This is a genomic window from Micromonospora sp. RL09-050-HVF-A (assembly GCF_019374995.1).
GTDB lineage: Bacteria > Actinomycetota > Actinomycetes > Mycobacteriales > Micromonosporaceae > Micromonospora > Micromonospora antibiotica.
This window is the reverse complement of sequence record NZ_JAGKQP010000002.1, coordinates 5,001,711-5,016,535: the sequence shown is the minus strand read 5'-3', so window position 1 is coordinate 5,016,535 and position 14,825 is coordinate 5,001,711. Positions and strand designations below refer to the sequence as shown.

The window sequence follows — 14,825 nt, the reverse complement described above, 5'->3', positions numbered from 1 at the left end:
ATGATGAGGTCGATCAGCGGGTTGATGCGGTTGTCGTGGCGGCAGGACCGCCGCAAGATGACCGTGGCGTTGGCGCTGATGGCGGGCAACGCGGTCGCGGTTCCGGCGGCGGCGGTGGCGCTGAAACACCTCACCAACGCGGCGGCGGCGGGTCACGCCGGGACGGCCGCCTGGTCGGGCCTGGCCGTCGCGGTGGCCGCGATCGCGGCGCTGACCTGCGCCCACTTCGCGCACATCGCGTACTTCGAGGTGTCCGAACTCAACGTGCTCAGCACCGACGAGCAGCTCGTCGAGATCAGCAACGGCACGCCGTACCTCGACCACCACGAGCGGCCCGACAGCGCCGACCGGATGGCCCTGGCCCAGGACGAGTTGCAGCGCATCGGCGAGGGGTTGCAGGCGCTGCTGACCGGCGGTTCGCTGGCGGTCAGCCTGTTGCTGACCACCGTGCTGCTCACCCTGGTCCACCCGGCGCTGGTGGCGTTGCCGCTGCTGGCCGCCCTGCCGGTGCTGGCGGGCCGGTGGGCCCAGGCCGCCGCCGACCGGGCCCGCGAGGAGAGCATCGTCGACACCCGGCAGGCCCGGCACCTGTTCGAGCTGACCACCGACGCGGCCTCGGCCAAGGAGCTGCGGCTGTTGGGCCTGGTCGAGCACCTGCAACAGCGTTACGCCGAGCACTGGCAGCGGGCCACCGCCCGGATCTGGCGGGGCGAGCTGACCGCCGGGTGGTGGCGTGCGGCCGGGCAGGCCGTGTTCGGCCTCGGCTACGTCGCCGCGCTGGTCCTGGTCGTCGGCGACGCGATCCGGGGCCACGCGGACGTCGGCGACGTGGTGCTGGCCATCCTGCTCGCCTCGCAGCTCAACCAGCAGGTGGCCGGTGCGGTGACGATCACGCAGCAGCTGGTGCGCAGCGGCCGGTCGCTGCGCCGGCTCGACGAGGTGCGGGAGCTGGTGCCGCAGCCGGTCCCGCCGCCCGGTGCGCCGGTCACCCCGCTGCGCCCGCCCGAGCGACTGCTGGAGGGCATCCGCCTGCGCGGGGTCACCTTCGGCTATCCCGGCGCGGACGGGCCGGTGCTACGCGACGTGGACCTGCTGCTGCCCGCCGGCAGCACGGTGGCGATCGTCGGCGAGAACGGCGCGGGCAAGACCACGCTGGTCAAGCTGCTCAACCGGTTCTACGAGCCCGACCGGGGCGCGATCCTGATCGACGGCGTCGACCTGCGCCACATCGACCTCGCCGCCTGGCGGGAGCGGACCACGGCCGCGTTCCAGGACTACGCCCGCCCGGAGCTGACCGCCCGGCTGGCCGTGGGCATCGGCGACCTGCCCCGGGCCACCGACGACGACGCGGTTCGCACCGGCCTGGCCCGCGCGCACAGCGGCGTCGTCGACCGGCTGCCCTACGGGTTGGACACCCGCCTGGGTCGTAGTCACGCCGACGGTGGGGTGGACGCCTCCGGCGGGCAGTGGCAGCAGCTCGCGCTGGGCCGGGCGATGATGCGCGACGCCCCGCTGCTGATGGTGCTGGACGAGCCGGCGTCGGCGCTGGACGCCGAGGCCGAGCACCGGCTGTTCGCGCGGTTCACCGACGGCGCGGCCCGGGTCGCCGCCGACAGCGGCGGGGTGACGGTGTTCGTGTCGCACCGGCTCTCCACCGTCCGCAGCGCCGACCTGATCATCGTGATCGGCGACGGCGGGGTACGCGAGATGGGCACCCACGACGAGCTGATCCGCCTCGACGGGGTGTACGCCACCCTCTACGCCACCCAGGCCACCGCCTACCGCTGAGTTCATGGCCGCACCTTCGAGCTGGGCCGCCGCTGCTGCCCGACCGGCACGGGGGCGGTCCGGCGGTGGACGACCAGCCCCGCCGGCTGCACGAAGATCGACCGTCGGGCCACCGCGTCGCCCTTGTCGTCCAGTTGGTAGACGTCGAGCCAGCACCAGCCGTCGTAGGTGATCCAGTCCAGCATCCGGATCACCCGGCACCGGATGGGCTTGACGAACTGCACGCTGGCCGCACGGGTCACCTGGATCAGGTCTCCCGCCGCCGGCAGGGGCGCCCTCATCGACGCCAACCAAACACTCCGCGGTACCTGCGCCACGCCCTGATCCGGGTGCGGGCGGCCTCCAGCACCGCGCAGAAGCCACTGTCGGAGCACTTGTCGCAATGTTCGTAGCGGTGGCACTCCAGGCAGTCCCAGGCCAGCTCCACCAACAACGGCACCTCACGCGTCACGGTCGCCTCCCAGGGCTCGGGTCATTGCGGCACCCCGCCCCACCGAGCCCAGCTCCACCAGGGCGGGGGCACCGCGTCACCGATTCCACACCCCGAGTTACGCACCTGTCAATCCTGGTAGGCATAATTTGGTGGGACATACTTTGGTCGGGCGTAATTATGCGCTGCCAAATGGGGTAGGCATGGCGATGCCTACCTTGTTTGGCATGGGTGAGCCAGAGGTGCCTGGGCCGCTCGTCGGCCCGGCGGAGATGTTGACCATGCTCGGCGTAGGACGCTCCCGGCTGCGCCAGATCACCGCTCACCCGAAGTTCCCGCGCCCGTTCCAGACGCTGCAAGGCGGCTCTGTGTGGCTGCGGTCAGAAGTCGAGGCGTACATCAGGGAATACCGCCGCCCCAAGCCGCCAGCGGACGAGGACGAGCAGGGCTGACTCCATCGGGACCACCCCGAGGCCGGCGGGTGCTGCCGGCACCGGGCGACCGGGGTCGGGCGGGGTCGGGGAGGATGGCGGGGTGACGGTGGATGCGGTGGTGTTCGACCTGGACGGCGTGATCGTGGACTCGGAGCCGGTCTGGGAGGAGGTGCGCCGGGCGTACGTGGCGGCGCGGGGCGGCACCTGGCAGCCCGACACCCAACGGCGGCTGATGGGGATGAGCACCGGCGAGTGGGCCGAGTACCTCAGCGGTGAGCTGGGCGTCGACCGCAGCGCCGAGCAGGTCGCCGCCGAGGTGGTCGAGGAGATGGCCCGGCGGTACGCGGTGCGCGTACCGCTGATCGACGACGCCGACCTGGTGGTACGCCGGCTGGCCGCGCGGTGGCCGCTGGGGTTGGCCAGTTCCTCGCCGACCCGGCTGATCGTCGCGGCGCTGACCGCCGCAGACCTCACCGCCGAGTTCCGGGTGACCCTGTCGACCGAGCGGACCGCCCGGGGCAAGCCCGCACCCGACGTCTATCTCGCCGTCGCCGAACGGCTCGGGGTCGACCCGGCCCGGTGCGCCGCCGTGGAGGACTCCTCCAACGGGGTCCGCTCGGCCGCCGCCGCCGGGATGCGGGTGATCGCGGTGCCGCACGGGTCGTACCCGCTGGACCCGGACGCGGCGGAGCTGGCCGCCGTGGTGCTCACCTCGGTGCATGATCTCACCCCCGAGGTGGTTGACCAGCTCGGCTGAACCGCCCCCGCGACCCGGCCGGTCCGCTTAGCGTCGGAACCATGAGAGCTGTGGTTTACCAGGGGCCGCACGAGGTGGCCGTCAACGAGGTCGAGGACCCGCGCATCGAGCACCCCGACGACGTGGTCGTGCAGATCACCACGACCGCGATCTGCGGTTCGGACCTGCACATGTACGAGGGGCGCACGCTCGCCGAACCGGGCATCGTCTTCGGCCACGAGAACATGGGCACGGTGGTCGAGGCCGGCACCGGGGTACGCGGGATCAAGGTCGGCGACCGGGTGTCGATGCCGTTCAACGTGGGGTGCGGGTTCTGCCGCAACTGCCGGGAACAGAAGACCGGCTTCTGCCTCACCGTCAACCCCGGCTTCGCCGGTGGCGCGTACGGCTATGTGGCGATGGGGCCGTACCGGGGTGGTCAGGCGGAGTACCTGCGGGTGCCGTTCGCCGACTTCAACTGCCTGAAGCTGCCGCCCGGCACCGAGCACGAGAACGACTACGCGATGCTCGCCGACATCTTCCCCACCGGTTACCACGGGGTGGCGATGACCGGGCTGCGGCCCGGCGAGCGGATCACCGTGATGGGTGGCGGGCCGGTCGGGTTGATGGCCGCGTACTCGGCGGTCCTGATGGGTGCCGCCGAGGTGTTCCTGGTGGACCGGGTGCCGGACCGGCTGCGGCTGGCCGAGTCGATCGGGGCGACCCCGATCGACTTCTCGGCCGGGGACCCAGTGGCGCAGATCCTCGACCGGACCGACGGGGTGGGCACCGACCACGGGGTGGACGCGGTCGGCTACCAGGCCACCGGGTCCGGTGGCACGGAGCAGCCGGCATCGGTGCTGAACAGCCTGGTCGAGGTGGTCCGGGCGACCGGCGCGATCGGCGTGGTCGGCCTCTATCTGGCCAACGACCCGGGTGCGCCGGACGAGCACTCCGGCAAGGGTGAGCTGCTGTTCAAGATGGGCAAGCTCTTCGAGAAGGGCCTGCGGATGGGCACCGGGCAGGCCAACGTCAAGACCTACAACGAGTACCTGCGGAACCTGATCATGGCGGGGCGGGCCACACCGAGCTTCGTGGTGAGCAAGGAGTTGCCGCTGGACGCGGCACCGGACGCGTACCAACGTTTCGACCGTCGCGAGGAGGGCTACTCGAAGGTGGTGCTCAAACCGGCGGCCTGAGGAGACGGCGATGCAGACGATCGTGTACGAGCGCACCGGCGACCCGTCGGTGCTCCAACTGGTCGACCGGCCGGTGCCCGAGCCGGGCCCGGGAGAGGTGCTGGTCCGGGTGGCGGTGGCCGGGGTGAACCCGACCGACTGGAAGAGCCGGCGGCAGCAGCCGTTGCCGGTCGGCTGGCAGACCCCGGGGCAGGACGGCGCGGGGGTGGTGGAGGCGGTCGGCGCGGGGGTCGACCGGGCCCTCACCGGTGAACGGGTGTGGCTCTGGGAAGCCGCCTGGCAGCGGCCCTGGGGCACCGCCGCCGAATACACGGTGGTGCCGGTCCGGCAGGTGGTGCCGCTCGGGGACGCCTCGTTCGACCTGGGTGCCTGCCTGGGCATCCCGTTCCTCACCGCGCACCGCTGCCTGACCGTCGGGGAGTACGTGCCGGACACCCTGCACGCCGGGGCGCTCAGCGACCACGTGGTGCTGGTGCAGGGTGGGGCGGGTGCGGTCGGCAACGCGGCGATCCAGTTGGCCCGCTGGGCCGACGCCTGCGTCGTCGCGACGGTGAGCAGCCCGGAGAAGGCGCAGTTGGCGGCGGCGGCCGGAGCCTCCTTCGTGGTCGACTACCGGGAGCAGGACGTGGTCGAGGAGGTCCGCAAGATCGCCCCCGACGGGGTGCACACGATCGTCGAGGTCTCGGCCGCCCGCAACGCCGCCGTCGACGTGCAGCTGCTGCGTACCGGCGGGGTGGTCTGCGTCTACGCCGACGACGGTGGGGGTGAGCTGACCCTGCCGATCCGGCCGCTGATGGCGCCCAACGCCCGCTGGCAGTTCGTGCTGGTCTACACGGCCCCGAAGGCGGCCAAGGCGCACGCGGTCACCGACGTGGCGGCGGCCGTCGCCCAGGGGGCCGTGCGGGTGGGTGAGGCGGCCGGCCTGCCGCTGCACCGTTTCCCGTTGGCGCAGGCCGCCGACGCGCACCAGGCGGTGGAGGACGCGGTGGTGGGGAAGGTGCTGATCGACACCGCCGGGCAGTAGTTCCGAGGACAGTTCGCAATAACCCGGACAGACGCGAGGAAGTTTCGCAACAATGACATAGCGGGTCGCCCGCGAGGAAGGGCGGCCCCGGCGCGGTGCGAACGCCGGGGCCGCCCCTGGGGAGGGATGTTTCAGGAGTGACGTCCCTACCCCATCGGCGACGAGTCGCCGAAAAGTGTTACGGCCCCGCCAGCTCCCGTACCTCCAGGTCGCCGTCGGCGTACCGCGCACGCACCACCTTCTTGTCGAACTTGCCGACACTGGTCTTGGGCACCGCGTCGATGACCGCCCAGCGCTCCGGCACCTGCCAGTGTGCCACCGAGCCGGCGAGGAACGCACGGAGCTGCTCCACACCGGTCGACGCGCCCGCACGCACCACCACCGTGGCCAGTGGACGCTCACCCCACCGCTGGTCCGGCACCCCCACCACACAGGCCTCCTGCACGTCCGGGTGGGCCATCAGGGCATTCTCCAACTCGACCGAGGAGATCCACTCCCCACCCGACTTGATCACGTCCTTGGCCCGGTCGGTGAGGGTGAGGAACCCGTCCGGCGAGAGCATGCCGACATCCCCCGTACGCAGCCAGCCGTCGTGGAACTTCTCCGGGTCGGGGGCGTCCTCGCCGACGTACCGCGCGGTCACCCACGGCCCGCGCACCTCCAACTCCCCCACGGACGTCCCGTCGGCGGGCAACGGCTCACCCAGCGGGTCGACGATCCGGGCCGCCACCCCCGCCGGCACCCGACCCTGCGTGTAGCGGTACCGCCAGGCGTCGTCCCCGGTCGCCCCGGCCGGCGCCCGGGACACCGACCCCAGCGGGGACATCTCGGTCATCCCCCAGGCGTGGATCACGTCGATGCCGTGCCGCTCGGCGAACGCATGCATCAACGCCGGCGGGCAGGCCGAACCGCCGACGATCACCTCCTTGAGCGACGAGGTGTCCACGTCGTGGGCGTCCAGGTGCGCCAGCAGGTCGTTCCAGATGGTCGGCACCGCGCCGGCCAGGGTGGGCCGCTCGGCGGCGATCATCTCGGCGATCGGCGCGGCCTGGAGGAACCGGTCCGGCATGATCAGTGACGCGCCGGAGAGGAACGCCGCGTACGGCAACCCCCACGACATCGCGTGGAACATCGGCACGATGGCCAGCTCCCGGTCCCCCGGACCCAGCCCGAACCCCTCCGGCAGGCACACCTGCAACGAGTGCAGATAGATCGACCGGTGCGAGTAGGCGACCCCCTTGGGATTGCCGGTGGTGCCGGAGGTGTAACAGAGCGCGGCGGCGTCCCGCTCGTCCACCTCCGGCCAGTCGAAGTGCTCGGGCCGGCCGGCCAGCAGGTCGTCCCACCGGTGGAAGGTGACCTGGTCCCCGGCGACCGCCCGCAACGGCCCGGGATCGCCCCCGCCGACCACCACCACGTGCCGCACCGTGGTCAACTCGCCGAGCACCCGGGCCAGCAGCGGGATCAGCGTCGAGTCGACGAGCACCACCCGGTCCTGCGCGTGGTTGGCGATGTAGGCGACCTGGTCGGGAAAGAGCCGCAGGTTGAGCGTGTGCAGCACCGCACCCATGCTCGGCACCGCGAAGTACGCCACCAGGTGCTCGTTGTTGTTCCACATGAAGGTGGCGACCCGTTCGTCGCCGGTCACCCCGCACTCGTCGCGCAGCGCGTGGGCCAGCCGGGCCGCCGCGCGACCCACCTCGGCGTACGACATCCGGCGCGGCTCGGCCCCGGTCCAGGTGACCACCTCGGCCGTGCCGTGCACCGTCGCACCGTGTTCGAGGATCCGGGCGACCTGGAGCGGGGCGTCCATCATCGTGCTACGCATGGGTGACAAGCTAGTGTCGCCGGTCACACCTTGGGAACCCCCGGAACGCCGAACCCCTCCCCGGATGGTGCGTAGATTGTCCGGGTGAGTATCTCCTGGGCCGACTCGTACGTGGGACAGCTACGCGCCCTGGCCGGCGATCGGACGCTGATGTTCGTCGGCGCGCGGGCCGTGGTACGCGACAACGCCGGCCGGGTGCTGCTGATCCGCCGCTCGGACAACGGCCAGTGGGCGCTGCCGGCGGGCGCGATGGAACTCGGCGAGTCGATCGCCGACTGCGCGGTCCGCGAAGTCCGCGAGGAGACCGGCCTGCGCGCCCTGCGGGTCAGCGCCTTCGCCCTCTACACCGGCCCCGACCGCACCCACACCAACATGTACGGCCACACCTACCAGATCTTCACCACCGCGTTCCGGGTCGACGACTGGGACGGCGAACTCACCCGCGTCACCGACGAGACCACCGACGCCGCCTTCCTGCACCCGCACGAGTTCCCCGCCCCGCTCTCCCTCTCGGTCCCGGAAACCCTCGCCGACCTCACCGTCTTCGACCAAACCAACCGCCTCATCCTCAAGTAACCCCCCGCCCTCGCCCTCGCCCTTCCCGCCCCGCCCCCGCCCCCGCCCCGAGCAGCCTCTCCACCTGCGCCCGCTTAGCCCACTTCACCCCCATTCCCTCCCCGGTGATCAAGAGGTTTACGTCAACCTCCGCGCGATTTCTGACGCAAACTTCTTGATCACCGGGGCGGGGTGGGGCCGGGGGCGGGGGCGGGCGGGGATGGGGTGGGGTGGGGTGGGGTTAGAGCATGGTTTGGGATTTGGCGTTGAGGTCGGCGGCGGCTTCCGCCTTGGACTCCTTGGTCAGGGGTTTGCCGCCGGGGGCGGGGGCCTTGCCGCCGAGGGGGTCGACGCCGCCGGTCGCGCCCTGCGGGCCGGCACCCCGGAGCTGATCGTTGGGCAGGGCCAGGGTGACCAGCACGGCCACCAGGGCGATCAGGCCGGTGGTCAGGAACACCAGGTGCAGCGACTCGACGAAGGACGCCTGGATGGCCGCCCGGACCGGGCCGGGCAGGGCCAGGATGGTCGCCGGATCGTTGATCGAGATGCTGGTGCCGCCGCTGGCCGCCACCGCCGCCTGCTGGTCGGCCGGGAGCTGGGCGATCGCGCCGGGCAGCCGGTCGGCGAGCCCGCTGGCGAGCCGGGTGGAGAGCACCGCGCCCAGGATGGCCACCCCGAACGAACCGCCCAGCGACCGGAAGAACGTCGCCGAGGAGGTCGCCGCGCCGAGGTTCCGCACGTCCACGGCGTTTTGTACGCCGAGGATCAGCGACTGCATGCACAGGCCCAGCCCGACGCCGATCACCACCATGTAGCCGAACGCCGCCCAGAGCGAGCTGTCCACCTGGAGCCGGGTGAACAGCAGCATCCCGACGACCAGCACCACCGAACCGGCCACCGGGAACCACTTGTACCGGCCGATCCGGCTCATCGCCCGGCCGGTGACGATCGAGGTGACGATGATGCCGGCCATCATCGGCAGCATCAGCAGGCCGCTGCGGGTGGGCGAGGCGCCCTTGACGATCTGCAGGTAGAGCGGGATGAAGATGATCGACCCGAACATCACCAGACCGAGCACGAAGCCCGCCGAGTTGGCCAGCGCGAACGTCGCGGAGCGGAACAGCCCCAGCGGCAGGATCGGTTCGGTGACCCGGGCCTCCTGGAGCACGAACGCAACCCCGAGCACCGCACCCGCCACGAACAGCCCGATGATCGTCGGCGAGCCCCAGGCGTACGAGTTGCCGCCCCAGCTCAGCGCCAGCAGCAACGCGCTCACCCCGGCGACCAGCAGCGCCGCGCCCAACCAGTCGACGGTGTGCTCCCGCCGCTCGAACGGGATCAACCGCAGCACGTGGTAGCAGACCACGATCGCCAACAGCGCCAACGGCACGTTCAGATAGAAGATCCACCGCCAGTTGGTCTCCGCGAAGTAGCCGCCGACCAGCGGCCCGGCCACCGAGGAGACGCCGAAGACCGCGCCGAACAACCCCTGGTAGCGGCCACGTTCCCGGGGCGACACCACGTCCGAGATGATGGTGAACGCCAACGTCATCAGGCCACCCGCGCCGATGCCCTGCACGCCCCGGGTGACGATCAGCTGGGTCATGTCCTGCGACAGGCCGGCCAGCAGCGAGCCGAGCAGGAACGTGCCGATCGAGAACAGGAAGACGGGTCGGCGGCCGTACAGGTCGGCCATCTTGCCGTAGAGCGGGGTGGAGGCGGTCGAGGCGAGCAGGTAGGCGGTGACCACCCACGAGTAGTGGTCGATCCCGCCCAGCTCGCCGACGATGGTGGGCAACGCCGTACCGACGATGGTCTGGTCCAGCGCGGCCAACAACATGCCGGTCATCAGGCCGAACATCAACATGCGCAGCTGGCGGGCCTGGAGCACCGGGCTGCCGTGGGTCTGGGCGGTCATCCCGCCTTCTTTCCCGCTCCCCCGCGAACATGCCTACCACCGCAGGAAACCTGCCCGCGGACCCGCCCGGCACCGACGGGCACGCGGGCCACCAGGGACCCGCCTGCCCGTCGGGGGTACGCCTCAGGCGGGCACGCGGGCCACCGGGGACCCACCTGCCCCTCGGGGGTACGCCTCAGGCGGCGAACCGGTCGACGAGCGCGGCGCAGAACGCCGGGAGGTCGTCGGGATTGCGGCTGCTGACCAGGTTGCCGTCGGTCACCACCTGCTCGTCCACCCAGGTCGCACCGGCGTTGGTCAGGTCGGTACGCAGGCTCGGCCAGCTGGTGATCCGACGACCGGCCACCACGCCCGCCTCGACCAGGGTCCACGGGCCGTGGCAGATCACCCCGACCGGCTTGCCGGCCGCGAAGAACGCCTGCACGAACCGGACCGCGTCCGGGTCCGTACGCAGGAAGTCCGGGTTGGCCACCCCGCCGGGCAGCACCAGCGCGTCATAGCCGTCGGCGTCCGCGTCGGCCGCCGTCACCGCCACGTCGTACGTCTTGCCCTGGTCCAGATGGTTGAAGGCCTGGATGGTGCCGGGCTTGAGCGATACCAGCTCGGCGGTCGCGCCCGCCTTCTCGACCGCCTCACGCGGCTGGACGTACTCGACCTCCTCCACGCCGTCGGTGGCGAGGAACGCGATCCGCTTGCCCTGCAATGTCGTGGCTGCCATGTCGGTTTTCCCCTCTCCGGATACCTCTGGTCGGTTCCCGGGGTGTAGGGCCCGAAACGTGACCCTGGTCGCCGGGCATGGCGGAGGGTTTGGCCTGGTCGGCGCGGGGGACCCCGGTGGGCATGGCAGGAGCAGCAGCGGAACAGCGCCGGCTCGCCACCGTGGTGGAGAGCTGGCGGGACCGGGCCGTCCTCGTCGTCGGCGACGCCATGCTCGACGAGTGGCGCTTCGCCGAGTCGGAGCGGCTGTGCCGGGAGGCGCCCGCGCCGATCCTCACCCTGCGTCGACGGATCACCGCCGCAGGTGGGGCCGCGAACACCGCAGTCAACGTCGCCACCCTCGGCGGAAGGGCGCTGCTGGTCGCCCCGGTCGGGGCGGACGTGGCCGGCGACGAACTGCACGATTGCCTGGACCGGGCCGGCGTCTGGGACCGTACGGTCGGCGAACCGCACCGGCCGACGCCGGTGAAACGCCGGATGCTGGCCGGCAACCAGATCCTGCTCCGGGAGGACTCCGGCGAGCCCGACGAACCGCTCGACGACGACGGTGTCGCCCGGCTGCTCACCGCCCTGAGCTGCGCCACCGAGGAGCTGCGGGCGGTGGCCGGCGGGGCCGCGCCCACCCTGGTGGTCTGCGACTACGGTCTCGGCGCGCTGCCCGCCCCGGTGCGCGCCTGGCTGTTCGCCCACCGGCACCGGTACGCCACCGTCGCCCTGGACGCCCACGACCTGGCCGACTGGCGGGGGCTGAACCCGACGGTGGTCACCCCCAGCTTCGCCGAGGCGACCCGGCTGCTGGCCCGCGCCGCCGCCGGCTTCGGCGCACCGCCCACCCCGACCCGTACCGGCGGCACCGGCCTGCACCTGGACCACCCGCCGAGCGATCCGACGGACGGGCCGTCGGAGCTGGTCGTGGGCACCGCCCCGGGTGGGGTCGGCCGGGCACCCGCCGGCCCGACCGGCGAACCGACCCCCGGTGAGGGGCGGGTCGCGATGACCGGCGACGGGTTGAGCGTGACCGGGGCCGGGGTGACCGTCAACGCCACCGTCGGGGAGGGCGTCGACCGGGCCGAACTGGCGCAGGCGCGGCTGGCCGAGCTGCGCGCGCACACCGGCGCGGACGTCGTCGCGGTGACCCTGGACACCGAGGGCGCCATCGTCGGCGGCGCGGACGGCGCACACCGGCGCAGCCACAGCACGCCCGTCCCGGCCAGTCACGCCGTCGGCGCGGGGGACGCCTACCTGGCGGCGATGACCCTCGCGCTGGCCGCCGAGGCGTCGCTGCCGACCGCCGCCCAGTTGGCCCAGCTCGCCGCCACCATCACCGTCTCCGACACCGGCACCTGTGTGTGCCGGTGGGAGGACCTGCTCGACGCGCTCGGTGGCGCACCCGACGGCACCGCCCACCCGACGCTGGTCGGCACCGGCGAGCTGGACGCGATCGTCGCCGACCACCGGCGGGCCGGCCGGTCGGTGGTCTTCACCAACGGCTGCTTCGACGTGCTGCACCCCGGTCACGTGCGTTACCTGGAGCAGGCGCGGGCCCTGGGGGATCTGCTGGTGGTCGCGGTCAACTCCGACTCCAGCGTCCGCCGGCTCAAGGGTGCCGACCGGCCGGTCAACCCGGTCGAGGACCGGATCACCCTGCTCGCCGCGTTGTCCTGCGTGGACCACGTGGTGGTCTTCGAGGAGGACTCGCCGGTCGGCCTGATCGAGGCGGTCCGCCCCGACGTGTACGTCAAGGGCGGCGACTACCCGCCGGAGATGGTCCCGGAGGCGTCGCTGGTCCGCCGGCTCGGCGGTCAGGTACGCACCCTCGGCTACGTGCCGGACCGGTCCACCTCGGCGATCATCGACCGGATCCGCGCCCAGGCCGCCGAGGGCGCCGCCGACCAGGCCACCCGGACCACCGCCGACCGGGCCGCCGCCGACGGTCGTGCCGGGGCGGTACGACCCGCCGTCGACCCGTCGGCGGCACCCGGCCCGGAGCCGACGACGACCCACCCGACCCCGACCGCGCAGAGCCTGGGCAGGACCCCGTGAACCGACCGCTCGACCTCGGCACGCCCGGGGAGTTCCGCCGACCCCGTCGGCTCGACGTGCTGATCCCCACCCGCAACCGCCCGGCCGAACTGGCGGTCACCCTGGCCGGGCTGGCCGCCCAGGTCGAGATCCCCGACTTCGGGGTGGTGGTCAGCGACCAGTCCGACGACGACCCGGCGTACGCGCACCCGGCGGCGGCCACCATGGTCCGGGCGTTGCGCCACCGGGGGCACCCGGTGCTGCTGACCCGCCGACTGCCCCGGCGCGGGCTGGCCGAACACCGGGCGTACCTGCTGGACCGGTCGGTGGCCCGGTACGTGCTCTGCCTCGACGACGACGTCTGGCTCGAACCGGGCACCCTCGGCCGGCTGGTCACCGCGATCGGGAAACTGGGCTGCGGGTTCGTCGGCAACGCGGTGCACGGCCTGTCGTACGCCGACGACGTCCGCCCCGAGACGCACGGGCACTACGAGGAGTGGGACGGGCCGGTGGTGCCGGAACTGGTCCGCCCCGACACCCCGCAGTGGCAGCGGGCCGCCATCCACCCGGCCGCGAACCTGCTGCACGTCCAGCAGAAGGTGGGCCTGCCGCCGGGGGCGTGGCGGGCGTACAAGATCTCCTGGATCGGCGGTTGCGTGCTCTACGACCGGGCGGCGCTTGTCGACTCGGGCGGCTTCGAGTTCTGGCGGCGGGTTCCGGCGAACCACCAGGGCGAGGACGTCGCCGCCCAGCTCGCGGTGCTGGCCCGGTACGGCGGCGCGGGTGTGCTGCCCAGCGGCGCCTACCACCTGGAGTCACCGACCACGGTCACCGAACGTGCCGTCGAGGCGTGGGAGGTGGTCGCCGCCGACACCACACGGCAGACCACCACGCGTCCGGCCCGCGCCGACACCACCCAACCGGCCTGATCCGGCCCCACACCGCACAGCCAGCCCGGGCCGCACCGGCCAACTCGACCCCGGTCGCCGGTCGCGGTGAGGGCGGTCTGGGGCGTGGGCGGTCAGGGGCGTGGCGGTCAGGGGGCGGTCACCGCGCCCGGTTCGGGGTGGAGCAGGTCGGCGGCGGCTTCGAGCACCTCGACCACCGGCACGTCGGCGACGAACGAGTCCCGGTGCGGGCAGTTGCCGTCGCCGGGCCGGTGCGGATAGATGCCCGGGGTGCAGTCGACCCCGCAGACCGGGCAGCGCGTCGTCCAGGCGGCGATCGGGCGGTGCCGGCCGCGCAGCGGGGTCGCCCCGTTGATCATGTTGCCGACCCAGTAGACACCCACCGTCGGGGTGCCCACCGCGCCGGCCAGGTGCAGCGGGCCGGTGTCGTTGGAGACCACCAACGCGCAGCCCGCGTAAGCGGCGGCCAGCCCGCCGAGGCTGAGCGTGCCGACCTGGGGACGGACCGGCACCCCGGCCGCCGCGACCACCTCGTCCACCACCGCCCGCTCGGCGGGGGTGCCGGTGACCAGCACCTCGTACCCGTCGTCGTGCAGGGTCCGGGCCACCTCGGCGAACCGCCGCGCGGGCCAGCGCCGCCGGGTGTCGCTCGCCCCGGGGTGCAGCGCCACCCGGGGCCGGTCCGGCTCGCCAAGCACCGCCCGCGCCTGCGCCCGGTCCGCGTCGGTCACCGAAAGCGTCGGTACGACGGTGACCGCACCCGCCCCGACCAGGGCCACCACCTCCAGGTAGCGGGTCACCTCGGGCTGGTAGTAGACGTAGCGCAGCCAGCGGTCCAGCGGTGGGGCGTCCTCGGCGCGCAACCCGGCGGTGACCCGGGCCCCCAACCGGCTCATGATCGGATTCGAGTTGGCTCCGCCACCGTGCACCTGCAACGCCAGGTCGTAGCCCTCCCGGGCCGCGTCGGCCAGGAAGTCGTCGAGCGACCCGGGCAGCTCGTCGGGGCCGGGCTCGCGGATGCCGGGAGCCGGTGGGACGACCAGCACCCGGTCGACCGGGCCGGGCCGGTCGCGCCACAGCGTCGCGTGCCACGGCGCACCGAACAGCACGATCTCCGCCGTCGGGTACGCCGCCCGCAGCGACTCCAGGGCGGGCAGCAGGAAGATGAGGTCGCCGAGCGCGTTGGCGCGCAGCACGGCGATCCGGGCCACGTCGGGCACCCGCTCGCCCAACGGGCCACCCAGTGCCGGGCTGTCCACCGGGCCC

General features: G+C 72.7%; 13 protein-coding genes and 1 pseudogene. 8 read left to right on the top strand and 6 right to left on the bottom strand.

The window, feature by feature from the left end:
• Positions 1–1,788, top strand: a complete 1,788-nt coding sequence (locus J7462_RS22220) for an ABC transporter ATP-binding protein (protein WP_219466066.1) — start codon at positions 1–3, stop codon at positions 1,786–1,788.
• 2 nt (positions 1,789–1,790) lie between these two features.
• On the opposite strand, the gene J7462_RS22215 is transcribed toward J7462_RS22220, so the two are convergent.
• Positions 1,791–2,069: a hypothetical protein gene (locus tag J7462_RS22215; protein WP_219466063.1), complete on the bottom strand. Its 279-nt coding sequence runs from the start codon at positions 2,067–2,069 to the stop codon at positions 1,791–1,793.
• Positions 2,066–2,239, bottom strand: a complete 174-nt coding sequence (locus tag J7462_RS22210; RefSeq protein WP_219466060.1) for a hypothetical protein — start codon at positions 2,237–2,239, stop codon at positions 2,066–2,068. Before J7462_RS22210 ends, J7462_RS22215 begins: the two co-directional genes overlap by 4 nt.
• Before the next feature lie 206 nt (positions 2,240–2,445).
• On the opposite strand from J7462_RS22210, the gene J7462_RS22205 reads away from it, so the two are divergent.
• From J7462_RS22205 to J7462_RS22190, 4 genes are all read left to right on the top strand, one after another.
• Positions 2,446–2,670, top strand: coding sequence for an AlpA family transcriptional regulator (locus J7462_RS22205; RefSeq protein ID WP_219466059.1), 225 nt, complete (start codon positions 2,446–2,448; stop codon positions 2,668–2,670).
• An 82-nt stretch (positions 2,671–2,752) separates the two neighbouring features.
• On the top strand, positions 2,753–3,409 hold the full coding sequence (locus J7462_RS22200; RefSeq protein WP_219466057.1) for an HAD family phosphatase: 657 nt from the start codon (positions 2,753–2,755) through the stop codon (positions 3,407–3,409).
• 41 nt (positions 3,410–3,450) lie between these two features.
• The gene (locus tag J7462_RS22195) at positions 3,451–4,587 is read left to right on the top strand and encodes a glutathione-independent formaldehyde dehydrogenase (protein WP_219466053.1); all 1,137 of its coding nucleotides are present in this window, start codon (positions 3,451–3,453) and stop codon (positions 4,585–4,587) included.
• Positions 4,588–4,597: 10 nt separating this feature from the next.
• Entirely contained in the window at positions 4,598–5,611 is a 1,014-nt protein-coding gene (locus tag J7462_RS22190; protein ID WP_219466049.1) for an NADPH:quinone reductase, read from the top strand.
• A 178-nt stretch (positions 5,612–5,789) separates the two neighbouring features.
• Here the strand turns inward: J7462_RS22190 and J7462_RS22185 are convergent, their stop codons facing one another.
• Positions 5,790–7,439, bottom strand: coding sequence for a fatty acid--CoA ligase (locus J7462_RS22185; protein WP_255597840.1), 1,650 nt, complete (start codon positions 7,437–7,439; stop codon positions 5,790–5,792).
• Positions 7,440–7,523: 84 nt separating this feature from the next.
• Between J7462_RS22185 and J7462_RS22180 the strand changes: the two genes are divergently transcribed.
• Complete coding sequence (locus tag J7462_RS22180) at positions 7,524–8,015, top strand: NUDIX domain-containing protein (protein ID WP_208565590.1); 492 nt, start codon at positions 7,524–7,526, stop codon at positions 8,013–8,015.
• 220 nt (positions 8,016–8,235) lie between these two features.
• On the opposite strand, the gene J7462_RS22175 is transcribed toward J7462_RS22180, so the two are convergent.
• Positions 8,236–9,912 (bottom strand): MDR family MFS transporter, encoded by a 1,677-nt coding sequence (locus J7462_RS22175; protein ID WP_219466034.1) that lies wholly within the window; start codon positions 9,910–9,912, stop codon positions 8,236–8,238.
• Positions 9,913–10,087: 175 nt separating this feature from the next.
• Entirely contained in the window at positions 10,088–10,630 is a 543-nt protein-coding gene (locus J7462_RS22170) for a type 1 glutamine amidotransferase domain-containing protein (protein ID WP_208565588.1), read from the bottom strand.
• 122 nt (positions 10,631–10,752) lie between these two features.
• Here J7462_RS22170 and rfaE2 point away from each other — a divergent pair.
• Together rfaE2 and J7462_RS22160 are read left to right on the top strand one after the other, a co-directional pair.
• Positions 10,753–12,507, top strand: a pseudogene (rfaE2, locus tag J7462_RS22165) (D-glycero-beta-D-manno-heptose 1-phosphate adenylyltransferase); the annotation flags it as partial.
• Between the two features lie 161 nt (positions 12,508–12,668).
• Entirely contained in the window at positions 12,669–13,580 is a 912-nt protein-coding gene (locus tag J7462_RS22160) for a glycosyltransferase family 2 protein (RefSeq protein ID WP_219466028.1), read from the top strand.
• A gap of 107 nt (positions 13,581–13,687) precedes the next feature.
• Here the strand turns inward: J7462_RS22160 and J7462_RS22155 are convergent, their stop codons facing one another.
• Positions 13,688–14,818 (bottom strand): glycosyltransferase family 9 protein, encoded by a 1,131-nt coding sequence (locus J7462_RS22155; protein WP_219466027.1) that lies wholly within the window; start codon positions 14,816–14,818, stop codon positions 13,688–13,690.
• Positions 14,819–14,825 lie beyond the last annotated feature (7 nt).